This window comes from Pseudorhodobacter sp. W20_MBD10_FR17 (genome assembly GCF_052119765.1).
Lineage (GTDB): Bacteria > Pseudomonadota > Alphaproteobacteria > Rhodobacterales > Rhodobacteraceae > Pseudorhodobacter.
On sequence record NZ_JBGQOQ010000006.1, the window covers coordinates 27,013 to 50,211 of the forward strand.

General features: G+C 56.1%; 21 protein-coding genes. 17 read left to right on the forward strand and 4 right to left on the reverse strand.

Annotated elements, in window-relative coordinates:
• Window positions 1-122 precede the first annotated feature (122 nt).
• Window positions 123-920: an AraC family transcriptional regulator gene (locus ACEN2J_RS05570; RefSeq protein ID WP_442103967.1), complete on the reverse strand. Its 798-nt coding sequence runs from the start codon at window positions 918-920 to the stop codon at window positions 123-125.
• A 129-nt stretch (window positions 921-1,049) separates the two neighbouring features.
• Window positions 1,050-1,931 carry a tRNA (adenosine(37)-N6)-dimethylallyltransferase MiaA gene (gene miaA, locus ACEN2J_RS05575; RefSeq protein ID WP_442103968.1) on the reverse strand — a complete coding sequence of 294 codons (882 nt, stop codon included), beginning with the start codon at window positions 1,929-1,931 and terminating at the stop codon, window positions 1,050-1,052.
• 298 nt (window positions 1,932-2,229) lie between these two features.
• On the opposite strand from miaA, the gene pyrH reads away from it, so the two are divergent.
• The 13 genes from pyrH to lpxB all read left to right on the forward strand — a co-directional run bounded on the left by pyrH (window position 2,230) and on the right by lpxB (window position 15,781).
• A complete protein-coding gene (gene pyrH / locus ACEN2J_RS05580) occupies window positions 2,230-2,964 on the forward strand; it encodes a UMP kinase (protein ID WP_442103970.1) in 735 nt (244 codons plus the stop codon).
• A gap of 84 nt (window positions 2,965-3,048) precedes the next feature.
• The gene (locus ACEN2J_RS05585; protein ID WP_442103972.1) at window positions 3,049-4,170 is read left to right on the forward strand and encodes a Hint domain-containing protein; all 1,122 of its coding nucleotides are present in this window, start codon (window positions 3,049-3,051) and stop codon (window positions 4,168-4,170) included.
• A 116-nt stretch (window positions 4,171-4,286) separates the two neighbouring features.
• Window positions 4,287-4,850 (forward strand): ribosome recycling factor, encoded by a 564-nt coding sequence (frr, locus tag ACEN2J_RS05590; protein ID WP_442103973.1) that lies wholly within the window; start codon window positions 4,287-4,289, stop codon window positions 4,848-4,850.
• A gap of 50 nt (window positions 4,851-4,900) precedes the next feature.
• Entirely contained in the window at window positions 4,901-5,641 is a 741-nt protein-coding gene (gene uppS, locus ACEN2J_RS05595; RefSeq protein ID WP_442103975.1) for a polyprenyl diphosphate synthase, read from the forward strand.
• Window positions 5,638-6,462 carry a phosphatidate cytidylyltransferase gene (locus tag ACEN2J_RS05600; RefSeq protein ID WP_442103976.1) on the forward strand — a complete coding sequence of 275 codons (825 nt, stop codon included), beginning with the start codon at window positions 5,638-5,640 and terminating at the stop codon, window positions 6,460-6,462. The genes uppS and ACEN2J_RS05600 overlap by 4 nt, the downstream gene beginning before the upstream one ends.
• 3 nt (window positions 6,463-6,465) lie before the next feature.
• Window positions 6,466-7,650 carry a 1-deoxy-D-xylulose-5-phosphate reductoisomerase gene (gene dxr / locus ACEN2J_RS05605; protein ID WP_442103977.1) on the forward strand — a complete coding sequence of 395 codons (1,185 nt, stop codon included), beginning with the start codon at window positions 6,466-6,468 and terminating at the stop codon, window positions 7,648-7,650.
• 5 nt (window positions 7,651-7,655) lie between these two features.
• Window positions 7,656-9,014 (forward strand): RIP metalloprotease RseP, encoded by a 1,359-nt coding sequence (gene rseP / locus ACEN2J_RS05610; RefSeq protein ID WP_442103979.1) that lies wholly within the window; start codon window positions 7,656-7,658, stop codon window positions 9,012-9,014.
• A gap of 486 nt (window positions 9,015-9,500) precedes the next feature.
• Window positions 9,501-11,843, forward strand: a complete 2,343-nt coding sequence (gene bamA / locus ACEN2J_RS05615) for an outer membrane protein assembly factor BamA (protein ID WP_442104157.1) — start codon at window positions 9,501-9,503, stop codon at window positions 11,841-11,843.
• 83 nt (window positions 11,844-11,926) lie between these two features.
• Window positions 11,927-12,490, forward strand: coding sequence for an OmpH family outer membrane protein (locus ACEN2J_RS05620; protein ID WP_442103981.1), 564 nt, complete (start codon window positions 11,927-11,929; stop codon window positions 12,488-12,490).
• A gap of 78 nt (window positions 12,491-12,568) precedes the next feature.
• Window positions 12,569-13,039, forward strand: a complete 471-nt coding sequence (gene fabZ / locus ACEN2J_RS05625; RefSeq protein ID WP_442103982.1) for a 3-hydroxyacyl-ACP dehydratase FabZ — start codon at window positions 12,569-12,571, stop codon at window positions 13,037-13,039.
• Window positions 13,039-13,821: an acyl-ACP--UDP-N-acetylglucosamine O-acyltransferase gene (gene lpxA / locus ACEN2J_RS05630; protein ID WP_442104159.1), complete on the forward strand. Its 783-nt coding sequence runs from the start codon at window positions 13,039-13,041 to the stop codon at window positions 13,819-13,821. The genes fabZ and lpxA overlap by 1 nt, the downstream gene beginning before the upstream one ends.
• Window positions 13,818-14,633, forward strand: coding sequence for an LpxI family protein (locus ACEN2J_RS05635; protein ID WP_442103983.1), 816 nt, complete (start codon window positions 13,818-13,820; stop codon window positions 14,631-14,633). The genes lpxA and ACEN2J_RS05635 overlap by 4 nt, the downstream gene beginning before the upstream one ends.
• The gene (lpxB, locus tag ACEN2J_RS05640; protein WP_442103985.1) at window positions 14,630-15,781 is read left to right on the forward strand and encodes a lipid-A-disaccharide synthase; all 1,152 of its coding nucleotides are present in this window, start codon (window positions 14,630-14,632) and stop codon (window positions 15,779-15,781) included. Before ACEN2J_RS05635 ends, lpxB begins: the two co-directional genes overlap by 4 nt.
• Here lpxB and ACEN2J_RS05645 read toward each other — a convergent pair.
• Together ACEN2J_RS05645 and mnmA are read right to left on the reverse strand one after the other, a co-directional pair.
• Window positions 15,744-16,229 (reverse strand): DUF2059 domain-containing protein, encoded by a 486-nt coding sequence (locus ACEN2J_RS05645; protein WP_442103987.1) that lies wholly within the window; start codon window positions 16,227-16,229, stop codon window positions 15,744-15,746. The genes lpxB and ACEN2J_RS05645 overlap by 38 nt on opposite strands.
• A 282-nt stretch (window positions 16,230-16,511) precedes the next feature.
• Window positions 16,512-17,651: a tRNA 2-thiouridine(34) synthase MnmA gene (gene mnmA, locus ACEN2J_RS05650; RefSeq protein ID WP_442103988.1), complete on the reverse strand. Its 1,140-nt coding sequence runs from the start codon at window positions 17,649-17,651 to the stop codon at window positions 16,512-16,514.
• A gap of 120 nt (window positions 17,652-17,771) precedes the next feature.
• Between mnmA and sciP the strand changes: the two genes are divergently transcribed.
• From sciP to recG, 4 genes are all read left to right on the forward strand, one after another.
• The gene (gene sciP, locus ACEN2J_RS05655; protein ID WP_442104161.1) at window positions 17,772-18,050 is read left to right on the forward strand and encodes a CtrA inhibitor SciP; all 279 of its coding nucleotides are present in this window, start codon (window positions 17,772-17,774) and stop codon (window positions 18,048-18,050) included.
• 95 nt (window positions 18,051-18,145) lie between these two features.
• Window positions 18,146-18,859, forward strand: coding sequence for a response regulator transcription factor CtrA (gene ctrA / locus ACEN2J_RS05660; protein WP_442103989.1), 714 nt, complete (start codon window positions 18,146-18,148; stop codon window positions 18,857-18,859).
• A 66-nt stretch (window positions 18,860-18,925) separates the two neighbouring features.
• Entirely contained in the window at window positions 18,926-21,046 is a 2,121-nt protein-coding gene (gene ligA, locus ACEN2J_RS05665) for an NAD-dependent DNA ligase LigA (protein ID WP_442103991.1), read from the forward strand.
• Window positions 21,043-23,130 (forward strand): ATP-dependent DNA helicase RecG, encoded by a 2,088-nt coding sequence (recG, locus tag ACEN2J_RS05670; RefSeq protein WP_442103993.1) that lies wholly within the window; start codon window positions 21,043-21,045, stop codon window positions 23,128-23,130. Before ligA ends, recG begins: the two co-directional genes overlap by 4 nt.
• The last annotated feature ends 69 nt before the right edge of the window (window positions 23,131-23,199 follow it).

The window sequence follows — 23,199 nt, forward strand, 5'->3', positions numbered from 1 at the left end:
ATACCGACATGATTTTTAAGGATGGTCAACGTTGAAATTACCGATAAATCGTACAACGCGCAACATGGGGCAGAGTTGACGGGATGGTCGAAAACACAGCAAGCCACGCGTTTGGCCCTTTGTCAGATTTCCTTGCGAAATGCCGAAGGGGATTTGCCGGTTTTGTGCTGAAACGCACGGGTGAAATAGGCGGGCGAGGCAAAGCCCAGCGTCGCGGCAATTTGCCCGACGGGAATTTTGGTTTCTGCCAGCAAACTACGGGCCTCAAAGATCAGCCGGTCTTGTAGCATTGTCGAGGCCGCTTTGCCGCAAGCCTGTTTACAGCAGCGCGTCAAATGGGTTGGCGTCACGCCCAGCGCACTGGCAAAATCGGCAACCCCCATGCTATCGCGAAAATTGCGTTCCAGCAGGCTGGAATACCGCGCAACAAGGCGTTGCGCCGCATCAGGGCGTTTCACCTCATCCGCGCCTTTGCGCACTTGGCGCTCCAGCCAAACCCCGAGCAAGCCCAGATAGTGCAGGGTCGCGCGGTCATGCGCCGGGGTATCGCTGGTCATTTCACGCACAATTGCGTCCAAGGTCACGTTCAACTCTTGCTGTACAAAGGTTTCGCGGATGCGCAGATGTTGCGGCGTAGAGGGTAAGGTCACATCGCAATTCTTGCCAAAATAGACTGCTGTTCCAAACACTTGCGGCCCGACTTCAAACCCGTGCATCACCCCTGCCGGAATGAACACCGCGTTATTGGCCGTATAGCCACGGGTCGAGCCTGCAATCGTGATCCGGCCCTGACCTTTGGTAAACCACAGCAACATCGGCTCGGACAGCGCCCGCATCGCCTCGACCCGCCACCGGCCATTCGCGGCCAACCGAGGAATAGCCACTACGCGCAGTTGGGAAAGGTTTGATAGATCTTGCATAGCTGTACCGTCCAATTGTCTGCGCAAATGCCGCGTTGCAATCAGTTAACAAACCACGGCCCAAAGACCCAAGGCCAAAATGTCCAAAATCGAACCAATCCACAGACCTATCCACAGGTTTGGTATACTTCAGCCCGCAAACGCCGCCGGATCAAGCACATTCCAGCGTTTCATCCGGTTTCGAAACCAGGTGCGCTGTCGTTTGGCATATTGGCGCGTGGCGATCTTGGCGGCCTCAACCGCCGCGTCATAGGGTATTTCGCCCCGCAAATGCGCCACCAGTTCCGGCGCCCCGATCGCGCGCGATGCCGCACGGCTGGGTTGCCACAGAGGCAGTTCGGCCCGGACCTCTTCCAAGGCGCCCATGCCCATCATTTGGTCAAATCTCGTATCAATACGGGTGTTTAACCAATCCACATCCGGTCGCAATACAATGGGCTCGACGCTGTCCAATGGCATCAAGGCCGGCCCCGTTTCATCCTGCCACGCCGCAAGGCCGCGCCCGGTAGCCTGCAAGACCTCCCACGCGCGCTGTACACGCGCGGGGTTCATCACATCGATTCGCACAGCGGTTGTATCGTCCAGCTCGGCCAATAGCGCCGCATTCCCCTCCGCCGCCATCCGCGCATCCGCAACAGCCCGCACCGCAGCAGGCGTTGCCGGTATCTCAGCCAAGCCTTCGGTCAATGCACTGAAATACAGCCCTGTGCCGCCCACAATCACCGGCCGTAGCCCTTCCGATACAACTGCTTGCACCTCACGCAGCCAATGGCCCACAGAATAGGCGGCATCGCGCGGCACATGGCCATAAAGCCTGTGGGGCAGGGCGGCTTCCTCCTCGGCGCTTGGACGCGCGGTCAGCACCCGCCAACAGTCATAAACCTGCAAGGCATCCGCATTTACCACCACCCCTCCAAACCGCGCCACAATCTCGGCAGCCAAAGCCGATTTCCCACTGGCCGTTGGCCCCGCGATCAATATCGGCTTTTCGGTCGATAAATGCTCAATCATTGCCAAAACCTTACCCATACACCCAAAACTGTGATCCCATGCTTCATCTTGGCCTCAAATACCTCCGGGGGGAACGTCACATTGCGCGCAATGTGACAGCCCGTCTGGGCAAGGGGGGCGGGCAGCCCCCGCCACCCTTTCCCCAAGCTCCGCGTTGCATCAAGCAGGCCTATCCCTGTTTTTTGCCAAGCCATCGCCAGATCATCGGTTGAACCTTAGCCCGTTTTGCGACATTTTACACCGCAGTCCAAGCCGTGATCTGCGATAGATCAGCCCCAGTCAGTCAGGAACCCACCCCATGCCCGTCAATCTTCCCTCATCCGATGCCAGCCACGGCCGCGTCATGCTTAAAATCTCGGGCGAGGCGCTGATGGGCGATCTAGGCTACGGCTTGCACCCGCCAACCGTTGCCCGCATCGCGCAAGAGGTGAAAACCGTGCATGATCTGGGTGTTGAGATTTGTATGGTCATCGGCGGCGGCAATATCTTTCGCGGCCTCCAAGGCTCGGCCCAAGGGATGGAGCGGACCACCGCTGACTATATGGGCATGCTTGCCACGGTGATGAACGCGCTGGCCATGCAGGCCGCCTTGGAAGACCTGAAAATCCATACACGCGTGATTTCCGCGATTCCCATGGATCAGGTCTGCGAGCCCTATATCCGCCGCCGCGCCGTGCGTCACCTTGAGAAAAAGCGCGTTTGCATTTTCGCCGCAGGCACCGGTAACCCTTATTTCACCACCGATACGGCTGCGACCCTGCGTGCCAATGAAATGGCCTGTGAGGCGATCTTTAAAGGCACCAAGGTTGATGGCGTCTATGATAAAGACCCCAAGAAACACGCCGATGCCAAGCGCTATGACACTGTCACCTATGATGAAGTGCTGCAAAAGCACCTCGGCGTGATGGATGCCAGCGCCATTGCGCTTGCCCGCGATAACAACCTCCCGATCATCGTGTTCAGCCTGGATGAGCCTGGCGGTTTCCGTGGTATTCTGGCGGGCAAAGGCACCTATACCAAGGTGCATGGCTAAAATTTTAGCAAAATCAGCGCTTTAACCAAGCGTTTAGGTGCGGCCTCTACATAGGGTTTCGACCCCATGTGAAAGGCCGCGCCAATGACGACTGCAGTAGGAATGATCTATATCGGGACCTATGCGCAGGCCGATACGGATGAGAGAAATTGGTCAAACGAAAACGATAATGTGTTTGCCGGTCTGCATGACAAAACGGTCCTTAAGCATGTTACAACAAATGTCACGACGCCCAAAAACGATGGCATTGCCTATGATGATGACCAAGGGCAAACCGCCAGCACCATAACCTATAATCTGGGCGCGGGCCCTGTGACTGCGACCCAAGATATGGTCGCCAGTTACAACGTCTCTATCGAATTGGGGGACGGTTCGGTTCTGAACACCGTGGTCAATGTGATTCAGTTGACCAATGGCGCGACGTTTATCAATGAAAACGCAAATGGCCTGCAATTGGATGGCTTGTCGATCCGTTCTATCAGGCTTGGGTGTGTGGTCGAAGAAAATGCCTTGGGGTGGTACACTGCCCGTAGCATCTCGGGTGCGCGGGTTGTTTGTTTTGCCAGCGGGACCCGCATCACCACACCCGATGGCGACTGCGCGGTTGAGGCGTTGAAGCCCGGCGATTTGGTGCAAACCCAAGATCACGGGCCGCAACCCTTGCTGTGGTGCGCGATGCAGGTCTCAACGGGGCAGGGCAAGGCCGCACCTGTTACCATCCAAAGTGGGGCGCTTGGGGCCAATCAGCCCTACCAGCCGCTGCGCGTGTCCCGCCAGCATCGCGTGCTAATACGCTCAAATCTGGCTGTGCCTTTGATTGGCCAAGAGGACGTTCTGGTCGCCGCCAAAGACCTGATTGGCCTTGATGGTGTCGATCAAGCCCCAAGCCGTGGTGACATCGGTTACCATCATTTGCTGTTTGCGCAGCATGAGGTGATTTTTGCCAATGGCGCGGCCTGCGAAAGCTTTTTCCCCGGCCCGATGGCGATTGAGGCGCTGTCAAATCAGGATCGTGGGCAGCTGCAAAACGCGTTGCAGCAGCACAACTTGACAGTTGAAGCCTATGAAATTTGCCGCCCTGTTTTACGCGGACGCCAGTTGCGCGGGTTGTTTAAGGGATTTCCCTCGGCCGCGCGCCCCATCTTTGCCGCAACTGGCAAGACTCTGCCAAAGGTTGTGGCTCAAGGCTACCAAATCCATTCTTAAAATACAGCCCTACGGCGGCTCAACCCTGTGTCGGTCTATACAACGCCCGCCCATTAGGTCTATAAAACAGCAAATCAGGCCCGCAGTTGGGCCGCTCAACGTGCTAAGAGGCCATAATGTCAGACGATTTCATGCTTGATACCGATGATCTAGAGCGCCGGATGGATGGTGCGCATACGTCTTTGCGCGCTGAATTCGGCACATTGCGCACCGGGCGCGGTTCTGCCTCGATGGTTGATCCGATTATGGTAGATGCTTACGGTTCGATGACACCGCTTAATCAGGTTGCTACCGTCAACGTGCCCGAACCGCGTATGGTGACGATCAACGTTTGGGATAAGGGCCTTGTTGGCAAGGTTGAAAAGGCGATCCGCGAATCGGGGCTTGGGATCAACCCGCAGCTGAACGGCACGATTATCATGCTGCCCATCCCCGAGTTGAACGAAGAGCGCCGCCGCGAGTTGACCAAAGTGGCTGGCCAATATGCCGAAAGCGCCAAAGTCTCGATCCGTAACATCCGCCGCGATGGTATGGATCAGGTGAAAAAGGCCAAGGCCGATGGCATTTCGGAAGATGACCAAAAGTTTTGGGAAGCCAGCGTGCAAGAGCTGACAGACAAAGCGATTGCCGCAATCGATAAGGCACTGGAAGCCAAGCAACAGGAAATCATGCAGGTCTAACCGCCTGTCCTGAACATGTCATCAATCGTATACCCGATCGTGTAAAAGGCTTGTCAGTGTCTGCATCCACTCCCCCCCACACGACCGGCGCGGTAGAGCATGTCGCCATCATCATGGACGGAAATGGCCGTTGGGCAACCAATCGCGGTTGGCCGCGGCTGGTTGGCCACCGCAAAGGGGCAGAGCGGGTTAAGCAAATCGTCTCGGCTGCCCCTGAGATGGGCATTAAATGGCTGACGATCTATGCGTTTTCGACCGAGAACTGGAAACGCTCGACCGAGGAAGTTCTGGGGCTGATGGCGATTTTTGCGCGCTATATTCAGCGCGAAGCCGACCGTATGGCGGCCGAGGGCGTGCGGATGCGCTTTATCGGGGATCGCACAAGGTTGGACCCGAAACTGCAACGCCTGATGGCAGGTATTGAGGCCCGCACCGCTGGTTTTTCGCGGCTGAACCTGACCGTTGCCATCAATTATGGTGGACGGGATGAGATTTTGCGCGCCACACGTGCGCTAGCGCGAGAAGTGGCCGAAGGACGGCTGGACCCCGCCGATGTGACCGAAGCCGCGATTTCGGCACGTCTTGATACCGCAGGGATTCCTGATCCCGAATTGGTCATCCGGACCTCGGGGGAAACCCGCACCTCTAATTTTTTGGTCTGGCAGTCCAGCTATGCCGAATATGAATTCACGCCAACACTATGGCCCGATTTCGGCCCGCAGGAGTTGGCTGATATCCTTGCCCGCTTTGGCAATCGTCATCGGCGTTTCGGAGGAGTATCGGCAGAATGACTAGCCCTTCAAACCGTTGGCAAGACCTGCGCCCTCGTATGATCTCGGCCGCCATTATGGCGTCTGTGGCTGCCGTGGAAATCTGGCTGGGGGGTGTCAGCTTTACGGTTATGGTCGTGGCGCTTTCTGCGCTGATGCTGTGGGAATTGGCCACCATAACGGGGCTGAAAACGACCTACGGTCCCTTTAGCCTCTCGCCTACGCAGCTGCCTCTTATGCTTGCAGGTTTTGGGGCGCTGTGCCTTTGTGCTGCATTGCTCTCGTCTCATGCCATCGCTGCGGCATTGCTTTTGGTGCCGGCACTGGTTTTTGCCCTGACGCCGCGCCGTGATCGTGGCTTGGCAGCCCTATGGGCCGCAGGGTCGATGATTGCAGGTTTTGGCCTGATTTCGTTGCGTCAGGATGCGGGCACAGCCGCGATTGTCTGGCTGGTGTTGGTCGTTGTCACATCGGATGTCATGGGCTATTTCGCGGGCCGCATTTTGGGCGGGCCAAAGTTTTGGCCAGCCATCAGCCCCAAGAAAACATGGTCCGGCACGGTGGCAGGCTGGCTTGGCGCGGCCGGTGTCGGGATGGCATTTTGGTCGATGGGCTATGCCCCGGCAGGCATCGTTCTGCTGTCGGCGGTGGTGTCCTTTGCGGGGCAAATGGGGGACATCGCCGAAAGTTGGATCAAACGGCGCACCGGCGTCAAAGACAGCTCGAATCTGATTCCAGGCCATGGCGGGTTTATGGACCGGTTTGATGCGATGACGGGTGCTGTGGTGCTGGTCATGCTATTGTCGCTGGCCATGACGCTGCCACTGCCGTTTGGGGGCTAGAGTTTGCGTTCCATCTCGATCTTCGGGGCCACGGGCTCTATTGGCGAAAGCACGTTTGATCTGATCATGCGCGGCGGTGGGCCTGCGGCATATCGCACCGTGGCGCTGACCGGCGCACGCAATATCAAACGCTTGGCCGAAATGGCGCGTGCGCTGAATGCCGAAATTGCAGTCACCGCGCATGAGGAATGTTTGCCTGCCTTGCGCGACGCGTTGGCAGGCAGTGGCATCATTGCTGCCGCAGGGCAGGCGGCGATTGCCGAGGCGGCAGATCGCCCTGCCGATTGGGTAATGTCAGCGATTGTCGGGGCGGCGGGCCTTGTGCCGGGCATGCGCGCCTTGCGCCATGGTTGCACGCTGGCGCTGGCGAATAAGGAAAGCCTTGTCACCGCTGGCCCGTTGCTGATGGCCACCGCTGCAAAATACGGCGCGACGCTGCTGCCTGTTGATAGCGAGCATTCCGCCGTGTTTCAGGCCCTTGCTGGTGAGGATAAAGCCGCAGTGGAGCGCGTGATTATCACCGCCTCGGGCGGCCCGTTTCGCAACCACACAATGGCGCAAATGCAGGCGATCACGTTGGCCGAGGCTGTGGCGCATCCAAATTGGTCAATGGGCCAGCGCATTTCCATCGATTCCGCTTCTATGTTTAACAAAGCCCTAGAGCTCATTGAAACGCGTGAGTTTTTTGGCTTTACGCCCGATCAGATAGAGGTGATCGTCCATCCGCAGTCCATTGTCCACGCGCTGATCGGGTTTTGTGATGGTGGCATCATGGCCCATCTTGGCCCTGCCGATATGCGCCACGCCATCGGTTTTGCGCTGCATTGGCCGCGTCGGGGGCATGTGCCGGTGGAACGTCTTGATCTTGCTCGCCTTGCCGCGCTGAACTTTGAGGCCCCAGATCCCGCCCGTTTTCCCGCTTTGCGGCTTGCCCGCGATGTGATGGAAACCCGCGGCCTGTCCGGTGCTGCCTTTAACGCGGCCAAAGAGATCGCTCTTGACCATTTCATCGCGGGCGATCTGCCGTTTTTGACTATGGCGCAGGTGGTCGAAGATACACTTGCCCGCCTATCGCGCCAAAATTGCCTTCAAATTGCCGCGACCACCCTTGAGGATGTGTTGCAAATGGACCATCTGGCTAGAAAGACCGCCACGGAAGCGGTCAAAACGTGGCAGCAAGGAAGATAAGCGCAGTGGATATTATGACCCTTCTCCCGACCGTCGGCAATTTTGCATGGACGGCTGCGGCCTTTGTTGTCGCTTTGTCGATCATCGTTGCTGTGCACGAGTACGGCCATTATATCGTTGGGCGCTGGTCTGGTATTCATGCCGAGGTGTTCTCGCTTGGCTTTGGTCCGGTTCTCATGTCGCGCGTTGACCGGCGTGGCACGCGGTGGCAATTGGCAGCGATTCCCTTTGGCGGTTTTGTGAAATTCCTAGGCGATTCCGATGCTGCCTCGGGCAAAGACGGCGAAACCATCAGCCAGCTTTCAGAGGCCGAGCGTCGCTGCACGATGCATGGGGCGCCGCTTTGGGCGCGGGCTGCGACTGTGCTTGCCGGTCCGATGTTCAATTTTATCCTGACCATTACGATCTTTTGCGTGCTGACACTGTATACGGGTGTTGCGGCAGATAAGCCGGTTGTCGGTTCAGTTGTCAGCTTGCCGGAAAACGCCCAGACCTTGCGCCCGGGCGATAATATTTTGGCAGTGAACGGCGTCAAAACCTCCGATTTGACCAGCTTTGCCGAGGCCGCGCGTGCATTGCCGTCATCCATCACGGTCGACTACACCGTTGCCCGTGATGGCACCGAGCAAACCATCATCGGCCCGCACCCGTTTCCGGCGCTGATCGGGTCAATCGGGCTGCAATCGGCCGCACAAGATGCAGGTTTGGCTGTGGGTGACGTGGTGTTGTCGATCAACGATCAGCCAGTGTCTGCCTTTACCGACTTGGTTGCCTTTGTAAAAGAATCGAAAGACGCACCGCTTTTGTTGAAAACTTGGCGTCCGGCCCCCGATGGGCAAGATGGATCCGAGTTTGAAACCACCCTTATTCCGCGTAAGTCACTGACCCCAACCGCAGACGGCGGGTTTGAAGAGCGCTATTTGATTGGCCTTGGTGAAGGCCTGATGTTCACGCCTGAACTCTATACACCCGGCCCGGTTGAGACTTTGACGCTGGGGGTGACAAGAACCTGGTCGCTGATCACAACCAACCTGTCTGGCATCGTGCATCTTGTCACGGGGCAGGTGTCGTCCTGCTATATGAGCGGCCCGATTGGCATCGCCAAAGTATCCTCGGCGGCCGCGTCGCAAGGCGGGCTGACCTTTATCATGATGATCGCAGGGCTTTCCACTGCCGTTGGCCTGATGAACCTGTTTCCTATCCCTGTGCTGGACGGCGGGCATCTGGTGTTTCACGTTTATGAGGCTGTCACCGGAAAGCCGCCATCGGATAACGTGCTGCGGGTTTTGATGTCGATCGGCCTTGTCCTGCTGCTGTCATTGATGGTGTTTGCCTTGGGCAATGATCTTTTTTGTCCGCAATAGGGCCGTTAGTCCGTTCGCGCCAATCGCCCTAATCGCGCCACATTTGTTCGCTATGATGTTTATATCGCATAGCTACTAATGGGTGAATGAAATGCAAACGGTCATGAACGGATATCAGGGGATCTCGCTTTTGGTGGGGTTGAACTGGGATCGGCTGTTTAGTGTCGGCACCATAATTGTCGGGCTTTTGGCGGGGGCGTTTCTGGGCCAAGTTCTTATAGCGCACTGAATAAAAGGGTCATTGGCTGATGATTGGGGGCAGTTGCGCAACAGCGCAGCGCCCCTTTTGTCATTTTGCCTGCTTTACCAGTTTGGTTAGGGTTTCAGGATGTGCAGCCTGCAAATCCGCCACAAAATCTGTGCATGATTAGCACATTGAAACAATATGCAGCTTTGCCCTTTTGACAAGCCGTCGCAATCTCGTTAGTCAGGGGCAACGGTATTATTTTATGGGGCAGAACAATGTATATTGCGGATCGGGTTTCCATGTCCCGCAACATCTTGGGGCGGATTAAGCGCCATTCGGCCATCGTTTCGGTTTCTTTAATCGTCTCAATGGCTTGTTTGGGGACTGCTTGGCAAGCCGAGGCGCAGACGTACCAATTTTCAAAGGTGCAAGTCGAAGGCAACACCAACGTTGATGTCGCGACAATCCTTTCCTACGCCGGAATCAACCGGGGTCAGCCCGTGTCGGCAGGCCAGTTGAATGACGCCTATCAGCGTATTTCTGGCGTTGGCTTGTTTGAGACAGTCGAGATTGTGCCAAATGGCAATACGCTTGTCATCAAAGTCAAAGAATTTCCTATCATTGGTGTCATCAACTTCGAAGGCAATAAGCGCCTGAAAGATGATGTGCTGGCCAAGATTGTTAAATCCGAGTCGCGCCGTGTCTTTTCGCCTGCGCAGGCCGAGGCCGATGCCGCCGAGATTGCGAAAGCCTACCAAGAAGGTGGCCGTATTGCCGCGACAGTCGATCCTAAAATCATCCGCCGTTCGGGCAACCGCGTCGACTTGGTGTTCGATATCCGCGAAGGTGATGTTGCCGAAGTCGAACGCCTGACGTTCAACGGCAACCGCGCCTTTTCTGATCGCCGCCTGCGGCAGGTTTTGGCGACCAAACAAGCGGGCATTTTCCGCCGCATTATCCAATCTGATACCTTTATCGGCGACCGGATCGAATACGACAAACAGTTGCTGAAAGATTTCTACATGGCCCGTGGCTATGCTGATTTTCAGGTGCTGGATGCCGTGGGCGAAGTCACCCGCGAACGTGACGGCTTTTTCGTAACCTTCACTCTGCGCGAAGGCCAAAGCTTTAAAATCGGCAATGTGACCACTGTGTCCGAGGTCGAAGGTATTGATGCCGCTGAATTCCAAAAAGAAGTAAAGCTGCGCTCGGGTGTCACCTATTCCCCGACCGTGATTGATAACAATACCACGCGGCTTGAAAACCTCGCGTTGAAAAAGGCGCTTAATTTTGTGTCGGTACAGCCGCGCATCACCCGTAACGATCGCGACCAAACACTTGATATCGAGTTTGTGATTTCTCGTGCGCCGCGTATTTTTGTGGAACGTATTGATATAGAAGGCAATACCACCACGCTGGATGAGGTGATCCGCCGTCAGTTCCACAATGCCGAAGGGGACCCCTTTAACCCAGCCGAAGTGCGACGGGCTGCGGAGCGTATTCGGGCGCTTGGCTTTTTCAAAGACGCAAAAGTTGACACCCAGCAGGGCAGCGCAGACGACCAAGTCATCGTGAATGTGGACGTCGAAGAGCAACCGACCGGCTCTCTGTCTTTCGGGGCCAGCTATGGTGCCGATTCTGGCATTGGGCTAACTGTTGGGTTTTCCGAGGCAAACTTCCTTGGCCGTGGTCAATCCGTTGGCCTCAGCATCTCAACAGCATCGTCGTCAAAAAGCGCCAGCCTCAGCTTTGTTGAACCGGCTTTCCTTGGCCGCGATCTGGCATTTTCCTTTAGTGGTGATTATGCCGAAACCACGACGGACAATTCCTATTATGACACCCGCACAGCGTCGCTTGGGTTTGGCATCGGATTTCCGATTGGCGATTACAGCCGCTTGCAGCTGAACTATAAGATCGCAAACAATTCCGTTAGTAACGTTGATGCAGACTCGTCACAAATTCTACAGAATGAAGGCGCTCTTGGCGGGCTGTATGCATCATCCTTGGGTTATTCGTTTAGCTATGATACGCGGACCGGCGGAATTAACCCCAACGGCGGCATGTTACTGCGTTTTGGTCAGGATTTTGCCGGAATTGGTGGCGATCAGCGCTATATTTCGACCACCGGTTTGGCTGTGGCCGAACGCCGCGTGATGAATGACGACCTTACCCTGCGTGCGGTGTTCGAAGGCGGCATGATCAACATGATGAACGGCGACTCTCGGGTGACCGAGCGTTTCTTTGGCAATGGCAAAATTCGTGGCTTTGAAAGCAATGGTATTGGCCCGCGTGATTTGAACGCAACCAACGAAGATGCTTTGGGCGGTAACATGTATGCCGTAACACGGTTCGAAACCGAGTTTCCGATTGGTTTGCCCGACGAATATAATATCAAAGGCGGCACGTTCCTTGATATTGGTTCGGTTTGGAGTCTGGACAACACAAATGGTGGTTTGCTGTCAGGCTGTACCGTGGCGGACTGTACTGTTGATGACAGCCTGAAGTTGCGTGCCTCGATTGGTGTATCACTCTTTTGGACAACGCCGATTGGCCCGTTGCGGTTTAACTTCTCCAAGGCGCTTAAGAAAGAGTCCTACGATAAGACCCGTAGTTTCGACCTGACAATCTCGTCGGAATTCTAATGCTAAAGCAATTTGCAGCAGCGTCGGTTTTGGCGTTTGCCGCGATATGGGGCCCCGTTTGTGTTTTGGCACAAGGGGCCCCTTTGCCAAACGCGAGCGTCGGCGTGCCGCAAGATCAGGGCATTCGCTCGCCGGTTTTGACCATTAATCAACAACGATTTTTCGAAGATTCCGCCTTTGGCAAAGCGTCGCTTTCTAGATTAGAGGCCGATGCGCGCAGTTTGCAGGTCGAAATTCGCAAGGTCGAGGCTGATCTGGAAATCGAAGAGCGGTTGTTGACCGAGCGTCGCGCCAGTCTTTCCCCTGCCGAGTTTCAACCCATCGCCCGTGACTTTGACGAAAAGGTTGAGAAAATTCGCGCAGCTTGGGGGCAAAAAGACCGTGATCTAAAGCTAGAGCGTGAGCAGGATAAAAAAACGTTTTTCGATTCGGCTGTGCCGGTTTTGGCCGCCATTATGCAAGAGGCTGGGGCGGTATTGCTGGTTGATCAATTAACCGTGATCCTAAGCCTTGATCAGGTCGATATCACCACCATTGCGATTGAGCGTGTCAACGCTGCATTGGCCAATCCGGCGGCCTCTACAACCGCGCCAGATCCTGTTGTGCCAGACGCCGCCAATTCCGATACGGCGGCCCCAAAGCCTTAGGTTCGCATTGGCTTGTTTCTGGTCGCTCGACTTGGTAATCATTTGATAAGAAAGATCCGGCCCTGAAGGAAAAAGCTGATGACCGATGCTGTAAAGCCCGTGCCAACCACTGCCGATATTGACCTGATCCAACGGATCCTGCCGCATCGCTATCCCTTTCTTTTGGTTGATAAAGTGCGTGATATCGTGCCAAATCAATCCGCCGTTGGCATTAAATGCGTCACGATGAATGAGCCGCAATTCCAAGGCCATTTCCCCGGCAAGCCTGTCTTTCCCGGTGTGCAAATCATCGAGGCCTTGGCGCAAACCTCGGGCATTCTGGTGGGGGTGTCTCTGGACTTGGCCGATAAGAATTTGCTCGTGTATTTCATGGGCATCGACGCGGTTAAATTCCGCCGCATGGTTGTACCCGGTGATGTGATGGAACTGCACGTCACTGTCAAACGCGGCGGTGGTAAGGTTTGGAAATTCGAAGGCCGTGCTACTGTTGATGGCGAACTTTGCGCCCAGGCCGAATTCACCGCCATGATGGATTTGCCCAAAGCATGATCGCGCAAATTCACCCTTCGGCCATTGTTGAGGCCGGTGCCACGCTTGGCCCCGGCTGTAAGATTGGTCCGTTTTGCACCGTCGGCCCCGAAGTCACCCTCGGCGCTGGGGTCGAGCTTAAATCACATGCTGTCGTAACTGGCTGGACCGAAATCGGTGATGAGACCATCATTTTCCCATTCGCCTGCGTTGGCGAAGTGCCGCAAGACCTTAAATTCAAAGGTGAGCGCACGCGGCTAACCATCGGTAAACGTTGCCGTATTCGTGAAGGTGCGACGTTAAACACCGGAACCGAGGGCGGCGGCGGCATCACCCGCGTCGGCGATGATTGCCTGTTGATGACCGGTGCCCATGTTGGTCATGACGCCACACTCGGTAACCGTGTTATCCTTGCCAACCAAGCCGCCATCGCGGGCCATTGCCAGCTTGGCGATGACGTCATCATCGGCGGACTGTCGGGCGTGCATCAATGGGTGCGCATTGGCCACGGTGCCATTATAGGCGCGGTCACGATGGTGACCAATGACGTGCTGCCGCATGGCCTTGTTCAAGGCCCGCGAGGCGATCTTGACGGTCTTAACCTTGTTGGCCTGAAGCGCCGCGGGGTAGAGCGTGCTGAAATCACGGCCCTGCGTGCAGGCTACCAAATGCTGGCCCAAGGTGAAGGCACCTTTCTGGATCGTGCCCGCAAACTGGCTGATGAAACCGACAGCAAGCATGTGCGTGAGATGACAGATTTCATCCTTTCGGCCACTGACCGCTCATTCCTCACGCCTAAATGACCAGCACCGCCATCATCGCAGGGGCAGGCGCACTACCCGCAACGCTGATCGCGGCAATGCCTGAAAAACCGCTTGTCGCGGCGCTGGATGGGTTTGCACCAACCGGCCTAACCCCCGACATTACCTTTCGTGTCGAACGGCTGGTGCCTTTCCTTAATCACCTGTTAGATCAAGGCGTTACCCAAGTGTGCTTTGCGGGTGCCGTGCAGCGCCCCAACCTTGACCCGTCCTTGTTTGATCCGCTGACTGCGCAAATGGTGCCACGCCTGATTGCCGCCATGCAGGCCGGCGATGATGCTACCCTGCGCGAAGTGCTTACGATTTTCGAAGAATTTGATCTAAAGATCCTCAGCGCCACCGATCTCGCGCCAAATCTTACGCCCGCTGCTGGCCTGATCTCAGGCAAAATCACCGCCAGTGATGAAGCAGATGCAACCCGTGCGGCCGCAATCGTAAATGCCTTGGGCGCGGTCGATGTGGGGCAGGGTGCTGTGGTGCAGGCGAGGCTCTGCCTTGCTGTTGAAACCATCACGGGCACGGATGCAATGTTGGCGCAAACCGGGCTGATCCCGCAACATCTGCGGCCCAAAACCACCAAGGGCCTGTACTATAAAGCGCCAAAGCCCAACCAAGACCTGCGCGTTGATCTGCCAACCATCGGTCTGCAAACCCTTGAATTGGTTGCCAAAGCAGGACTCGGCGGTATCGCGTTCCAATCTGGCGGCGTGATTTTGCTGGACCAGACCGCCATGATAGAGCGCGCCCGAGAGCTTTGCCTGTTCCTCTGGTCGCGCCCCCCAGCACAGCCATGAAATTCACGCTGATTGCGGGCGAGCCTTCGGGCGATAAACTGGGTGCGGCCCTTATGGCCGCCCTTAAAACCCTGCTGCCCAACCCCGAATTCAGCGGTATCGGCGGCCCCCTTATGCAGGCGCAAGGCCTGACCTCGTTGTTCCCGATGGAAGAGCTGTCGATCATGGGCATCGCCGAAATCTTGCCTAAATACTGCCAGCTTAAGGCGCGAATCGCCCAAACGGCGGCGGCTACGTTGGCCACAAACCCCGATGCGCTGATCACCATCGACAGCCCAGATTTTTGCCTGCGTGTCGCAAAAATCGTAAAATCCACGCAGCCAAACCTGAAAACCATCCATTACGTTGCACCATCGGTCTGGGCATGGCGCCCCGGTCGCGCCGCCAAAATGGCGCGTTATATCGACCATGTTCTGGCGCTTTTACCGTTCGAGCCGCCCTTGATGCAGGCCGCAGGCATGGCCTGTGATTTCGTCGGCCACCCTGTTGTCGCCGAACCCTTAGCTGCCAAATCGCCCCAACCCAGCCCACTCATCCTAGCGCTTCCCGGCTCTCGTAGGGGCGAGGTGGCGCGGCTTGCGCCAGTGATAGGCGCAACGCTTGGAGCGATCAAAGCCGTGCATCCCACTGCCCGCGTGGCCCTGCCAACGCTGCGCGGCGTGTCCGATTTGGTTCGTGACCTGACGCAAGACTGGCCGATCCAGCCCGAAATTATCGAAGATTTGACTGAAAAGCGTAGCGCTTTTGCCAATGCAACCGTGGCCATCGCGGCGTCAGGGACTGTGTCGCTAGAATTGGCGGCCAACGCCTGCCCAATGGTCATCGCTTACCGGATGAACCCGATCACCATGTGGCTGATGAAGCGCGCGGCGCTGGTTGATACGGTCACACTGGTCAATCTGGTCTCGGAAACGCGGCATGTGCCAGAATTTTTGGGCCCCGATTGCAGGCCTGAAACCATCGCACCGGCGCTTTTGGCCCTGATGCAGCCCGGTCCCGCGCGCGCGGCGCAGCTTGCGGCCATGGAGGTCACGATGCTACGCCTTGGTAAAGGGGGCGAGGCGCCGGGCCTGCGCGCCGCCCGCTCGGTTCTTGCCGCGATCGGGGCGGTTACTGACCGGCCACAATCGCCTGAAGTTTCGGCATAACCACAGGCATCGTGCTTTGCATCATTGCCATGATTTGCGGTTGCTGTGCTGCCATAATATCCGGCATTTTCCGCATCACAGCGCGGCCGTTTTCAGATGTATAAAAATCGCGCAATGCCTCAATTTGGGGCAGGGTCAAAATGTCGGCCATAACCGTGTATTGGTTGGTCATGATCTCTTTCAGTGGGCCGGTAAAGGTTTCCAGATACAGCGCCTCAATCGCTTTCAACTGATCGTCGCTCAATGGCTTACCGGTCGAGGCCTCAATTTGCGGAACCATCGGTTTCCACATTTGCGTGATCATGTGGGGCATATCCATATCAGCAACCGTTGCCGTGGTATAGTCTTTGGCAACGGCCAAACGCGCCTCTAGATCGTCTTGTGCAAACCCCGGCAAAGGGGCCAAAAGGCAAAACGCAACGGCGACGGGTTTTAAAACGAAACGCATAGGAACTCCTGATAAGTGCAGCCAGCGGCATAGGTACGCACTAAGCCCAAATCCGCCCCAAGCTTCAAGGCCATTCCAGCGCCCTTGGCACGAATCCCCTGTCGATTTCATCTTGGCAAAAATACCTGCGCCGCAGGCATCCACCGGTGCCATAAGCGCAACGGTGCAAGGACAATATCTGCGCGCACGATACCCGCGATGCGGGTTAGCTCTAGGTGAAGGCTGTAGGAATAATTTTATTATTACAATCACTTATGGCTCTTATCGCGTGTTGGCCCGCATTCAATACCCGCGCCAAATCCAGCCCCCGCCCAAAACGCGGCTGCCCTCGGGCGCATAGAAAACACAGGCTTGTCCGGGCGAAACCCCTTCTTCCGGACTCAGCAATTCCACCTCGGCTTCAGTCGCCGAGATGGGCCGCAAAATCGCTTCGCGTGGCGGGCGGGTTGACCGAACCTTGGCCATAATCGGCCATTCCTTGCGGCTGTCCAGCTGGGCATCACCCAGCCAGTTTATTTCCCGCAGTGGCACGATCCGCGTCGACAGCGCCTCTTTTGGCCCGACCACAATTTGCTTGGACTCGGCGTCCAGTTTCACCACATACAGCGGGTCTTCCAACCCACCAATCCCAAGGCCCCGCCGCTGCCCGATTGTGTAGTGAATGACCCCGCGATGTTCCCCCAAAACGCGGCCGTCCATATCCACAATCTCACCCGGATCGGCAGCACCGGGCCGCAGCTTTTCGATCACCGCCGCATAGTTGCCGTTCGGCACGAAACAAATATCCTGACTGTCCGGTTTATCCGCCACACTCAGTCCGAATTTTGCCGCCAGCGCTCGTGTCTCGGCCTTGCTTTCCAAATGCCCCAAAGGGAAGCGTAAATAGGCCAGCTGCTCGGCTGACGTGGAAAACAGAAAATAGCTTTGGTCGCGCGCGTGATCGGCCGCCATATGCAGTTCCGGCCCCAATGTACCGTCTTTGCGCTGAATGTAATGTCCGGTTGCCATGCAATCTGCATCGAGATCGCGGGCTGTGTTCAGCAGATCTTTAAACTTTACGCGTTCATTGCAGCGGATGCACGGCACCGGCGTCGCCCCTGCCAGATAGGCATCGGCAAACTCGTCGATCACCGCTTCACGAAAGGTATTCTCATAATCCAGCACATAATGCGGAAAGCCCATGGTCTCGGCCACCCGCCGCGCATCGTGAATATCGCGGCCCGCACAGCACGCGCCCTTTTTCGCCAGCGCCGCACCGTGATCATAAAGTTGCAGCGTCACGCCCACCACGTCATAGCCCTCGGACGCCAGCTGCGCCGCAACGGCCGAGCTATCAACCCCGCCGGACATAGCGACAACAACGCGGGTCTCAGAGGGGGGCTTGGCAAAGCCAAGCGAATTCATGGGGTGGTCGAGGGACATTTTGTGGCCTTTACAGTGATCCTTAACAATATAGGAAAATGCAACACACTCTCAACCCCACGTTTCACGCTTGATTAAGCCTGTTCGATCAAACTGGTGTTAATGAAAGAGGGTAGTGTGATGTATCTAAAGAAAGTTGATGGTCCGCGGCAGGTAACGCTGCCAGACGGCGTTGTGCTGAACCGTGCAGATTTGCCGCCGGTTGATACACGTCGATGGGTGGCAAGCCGAAAAGCAGTTGTCGTCAAGGCGGTGATATATGGTCTTATCACCGAATCAGAGGCGTTGAGCCGCTATTCTTTATCAGAAGAAGAGTTCGCATCTTGGCGTTCTGCAGTTGATGCCCATGGCGAAAACGCCCTCAAAGTAACAGCTCTGCAAAAGTATAGACAACTTTAAGTTGTATTTCGTTTCTGAACTGTCACAGTAACTCCCAATTAACCATTAGGCTGCAAGGTGGTTAACGAACGGCAGAACAAGGCGGAGTTAACCTTGTGCGAATCTTACTGGTGGAAGATGATCCAACCACGTCACGCAGCATTGAGCTTATGTTGACCCATGCAAATCTAAACGTATTTTGTACGGATTTGGGGGAAGAGGGGATCGATCTTGCAAAACTGTATGATTACGATTTGATCCTGCTTGATATTAATCTCCCCGATATGAGCGGGCACGATGTGCTGCGCCAATTGCGGTTGGCACGGATTGATACGCCAACCCTTATTCTTTCGGGGGCTGATGACACGGAAAGCAAGCTGAAAGGCTTTGGCTTCGGTGCGGATGACTACATGACCAAGCCGTTTCATCGTGAAGAACTGGTTGCGCGCATCCACGCCATTATTCGCCGCTCAAAAGGGCATTCGCAATCGGTGATCAAAACGGGCAGTGTTTGTGTAAACCTTGATGCCAAGACCGTGGACGTTGATGGTAAGACCGTACATCTGACCGGTAAAGAATATCAGATGCTGGAACTGTTAAGCCTGCGCAAAGGCACGACCTTGACCAAGGAAATGTTCCTTAATCATCTTTATGGCGGCATGGATGAGCCAGAGCTGAAAATCATCGACGTTTTCATCTGTAAGTTGCGCAAAAAGCTAGCCGAAGCGACGGGTGGGGTAAACCACATCGAAACGGTTTGGGGCCGGGGCTATGTGCTGCGCGACCCGACGGCGGGTGCCGGTGAAAGCCGCATTGCCATTGGGGCATAGCGCTGGCATCTGGACGCGGGCTTAACCTACCCCTACACCTGTGATGAACAGGTTAAGGGGGATGCCGTGACGAATGATTTAGAAAAAGGCGTGGCCTCACTCTCAGAGGCGGAGGCCAAGACTGAATTGGCGCGTCTGGCAGCTTTGCTTTTATCCGCAAATAGGGCCTATCACACCAAGGACGCGCCGGAGATATCGGATGCGGACTATGATGCAGAAAAACGCCGCAATTTGGCGTTGGAAGCACGGTTTCCCCATCTGAAACGGGCGGATAGTCCGAGTGAACTCGTTGGGGCGGGTGTTGCTGAAGGATTTACCAAGGTCGCGCATGCGGTGCGCATGCTGAGCCTTGAGAATGCGTTCCAAGACAGTGATGTCGAAGAGTTTGAAGACCGTGTTCGAAAATATTTGGGCCATACTGGGGTGCTGTCTTTTACCGCAGAACCCAAGATTGACGGGCTGTCCCTGTCTTTGCGCTATGAAAAAGGATTACTAACCCAAGCCGCAACGCGCGGGGATGGTGACGTCGGCGAAAACGTGACGGAAAATGCGCGAAATGTAGCGGATATTCCGCAGGCTTTGTCGGGTGCGCCCGACGTTTTGGAAGTGCGTGGCGAAGTGTATATGAGCCATACTGATTTTCAGTCTTTGAATAAACGTCAAGAAGAGCGGGGCGGAAAAATTTTTGCCAATCCACGCAATGCGGCAGCAGGCTCTATGCGGCAACTTGATGCGGCCATTACCGCGGCGCGCCCTTTGCGCTTTTTCGCTTATGCTTGGGGGGCTGTTTCCGAACCTTTGGCGGATACGCAATTTTCGGCAATTAACAAACTTAAAACACTCGGATTTGTGACCAATCCATTGACCAAACTGTGCAACTCTGCCGCAGAGATGCTGGCGCAGTATAAAGAGATTGCGGCCAAGCGCCCCAGCCTAGGGTATGATATCGATGGCGTTGTTTACAAAGTAAATGACCTTGAGCTGCAACGGCGTCTTGGCTTTCGCTCAACCACGCCGCGGTGGGCGATAGCGCATAAATTTCCGGCCGAACTGGCTTGGACGCGCCTTTTGGCAATTGATATTCAGGTGGGGCGAACGGGCGCACTTTCGCCTGTGGCGCGGCTGGAACCTGTCACTGTCGGCGGGGTCGTTGTCTCAAACGCCACGCTGCATAACGAAGATTACATCGCTGGCCGCGATAACAAGGGCGGCCCAATCCGTGACGGAAAAGATATTCGCGTGGGCGATTTGGTGCAAGTGTACCGCGCCGGCGATGTTATCCCGAAAATTGCGGATGTGGATTTGGGGCGTCGTCCCGATGATGCCCAACCCTATGAATTTCCTACGATTTGCCCTGAATGTTGTTCACCTACCTTAAGAGAAGAGGGCGATGCGGTGCGGCGGTGTTCGGGCGGCCTTATCTGCCCGTCGCAAGCGGTCGAACGCTTGCGCCATTTTGTCGGCCGTGCGACTTTTGACATTGAAGGTTTGGGTGCCAAGCAAATTGAGGCATTTTACCGTGATGGTTGGGTTCAAACCCCGGCCGATATTTTTTCGCTCCGGTCACGCTTTGGCGCAGGCGTACAGCAGTTGAAAAACCGCGAAGGCTGGGGCGCAAAATCGGCTGATAAACTGTTTGATGCCATTGATGATAAACGTAAAATCCCCCTCAACAGGCTTATTTTCGCGCTGGGAATTCGGCATGTCGGCGAAAGCTCGGCCAGCCTTTTGGCCAATCACTATACAACTTGGCCGCAGTTTGAGGCCGCAATGACACAGGCGAACATTGGCTCTGGTGCCGCCTGGGAGGAATTGCTGGCAATTGACGGGGTCGGCGCCGTGCTTGCGGCGTCGGCTATCTCAACCTTTCAGAATGAAAAAGAGCGCGCTGCAATCGATGCGCTGATCGCAGAACTTGACGTGCAGTCGGTTGTAACGCGTGCGCCGGTGGATAGTCCGGTTGCTGGAAAAACCGTTGTCTTCACGGGCACATTGGAAAAAATGACGCGTGCCGAGGCCAAGGCAACGGCTGAAAGCCTTGGGGCCAAAGTGGCAGGCTCGGTTTCGGCAAAGACCGATTTGTTGGTGGCTGGTCCCGGCGCCGGCTCCAAGGCCAAATCCGCCGCAGCTTTGGGGGTGAAAATAATCGACGAAGACGGCTGGCTCGCATTGATAGGCATGGCATGAGCAGGCCAGAAGCTCTTTTCCCCCTCTTTGCTGATTTGGAAACGCTGGAGGGTGTCGGGCCCAAGACGGCCAAAGCATTTTTGGGTTTGGGCGTTGAAAAGCCAAAGGATTTGCTGTTCCTTTTGCCGCATTCGGGTATTGATCGGGCCCGCCGCTACTCGGTGCGCGACGTTGTGCCACCAACAACTGTGACGGTTGAGGTCGAGATCGGGGCCCATCTTGCGCCCCGCACAAAAGGCCGACCTTATCGGGTTATGGTGCAAGATAGCGCGCTGGAATTTCAGCTGGTTTTCTTTCATGCGCGCGGTGACTACTTGCAAAAACTGCTGCCCGTGGGGGAAAGGCGTCTGGTTTCGGGCCGGGTTGAGGTATTTGACGGCGTGGCGCAGATGGTTCATCCTGACCATATCTTGCGCATTGAAGATGCGAGCGAGTTGCCACAATTTGAGCCGGTTTACCCGCTGACGGCTGGCGTGACGCAAAAGCAGGTTGCCAAAGCGGCGGCCTCGGCGTTGGCGCGGATGCCGGATTTGGCCGAGTGGATTGATCCGGGCCAAAAGGCCAAGGAAGGTTGGCCAGACTGGGCAGCCGCCATCCATTCTGCCCATGCGCCAAGCAGCAACGCCGATTTTGCAGCCACAGCGCCCGCCCGTCAACGCCTTGCTTATGATGAACTATTTGCGCATCAAGTCACGCTTTCGTTGGCGCGCGCGTCGCTGCGCAAGGCCAAAGGGCGGCCCAGTCAAGCGACTGGGCAATTGCAAAAAGCGGTCCTTTCGGCGCTGCCCTATACACCAACGGGTGCACAAAGCCGTGCAACAACCGAGATTGCCAATGATATGGCGGCCCCGTTGCGGATGAACCGTTTGTTGCAGGGCGATGTAGGGTCGGGCAAAACGCTGGTGGCGTTTATGGCGCTTTTGGTCGCGGTCGAGGCAGGCGGGCAGGGTGTGATGATGGCCCCGACCGAAATTTTGGCGCGGCAACATTTGGCCGGTTTGGTCGACCTTGCTGCCTTGGCGGGCGTTCGGCTAGAGCTGCTGACAGGCCGTGATAAAGGTAGTGAACGGGCGCGCAAGTTGGAAGATTTGGCGCAGGGCCGCATTCAAATTCTGGTCGGCACCCATGCGGTTTTTCAAAAGGATGTTGTATTTCAAGATCTTCACCTTGCGGTGATCGATGAACAACATCGTTTTGGTGTGGCCCAACGGATGGAGCTTGGTGCAAAGGGGCAATCGGTTGACGTGTTGGTCATGACGGCCACGCCGATCCCGCGCAGCCTTGCGCTTGCCAGTTATGGCGATATGGACGTATCGGTTCTGGATGAAAAACCACCGGGCCGAAAGCCGGTGCAAACTGCGCTGATCCCCACGGCGCGGATGGATGAGGTGGTTGAAAAGTTGCGCAAAGCCGTGCGTGAGGGGCGGCAGGCCTATTGGGTGTGTCCTTTGGTCGAGGATAGCGAAGTGCTGGATTATGCCTCGGCCGAGGCGCGGTTTCAGCATTTGCGCGCGGCATTGGGGGAAGGCATCGTCGCCATAGTGCATGGTCAAATGCCCGCCGCCGAAAAAGACGCGGCTATGGCGGGATTTGTTGCCGGCCGATCACAGGTTTTGGTGGCCACGACGGTGATTGAGGTTGGAGTAAACGTTCCCAATGCATCGATCATGGTGATCGAGCGTGCAGAAACGTTTGGTCTTGCGCAGTTGCACCAGTTGCGTGGGCGGGTCGGGCGCGGTGCCGCGCAATCGACGTGTTTGTTGATGTACCAAGCTCCCTTGGGCGAGACGGGTGAACGCCGGCTAAAGGTGCTGCGCGATACAGAAGACGGGTTTCGGATTGCCGAGGAAGACCTTGCTATGCGCGGTGCGGGTGATCTGATCGGAACAGCACAATCGGGCCTGCCGCGGTTTAGGGTCGCCGATATGGAACGGCAAACGGCCCTGATGGCCGTGGCCCAATCGGATGCGAGAAAGTTGTTGCATGATGACCCCAGCTTAACCAGCCCGCGTGGATTGGCCGTGCGCGCGCTGCTATGGCTGCTGGATCAAGATCGCGCAATTCGGTTGATTTCGGTCGGATAACTCCTTTTGTTCGCAAGTGTTCTCACAAAGTTCTTTACAGGTGGTTAATATTGTGGGAACAATATAGGA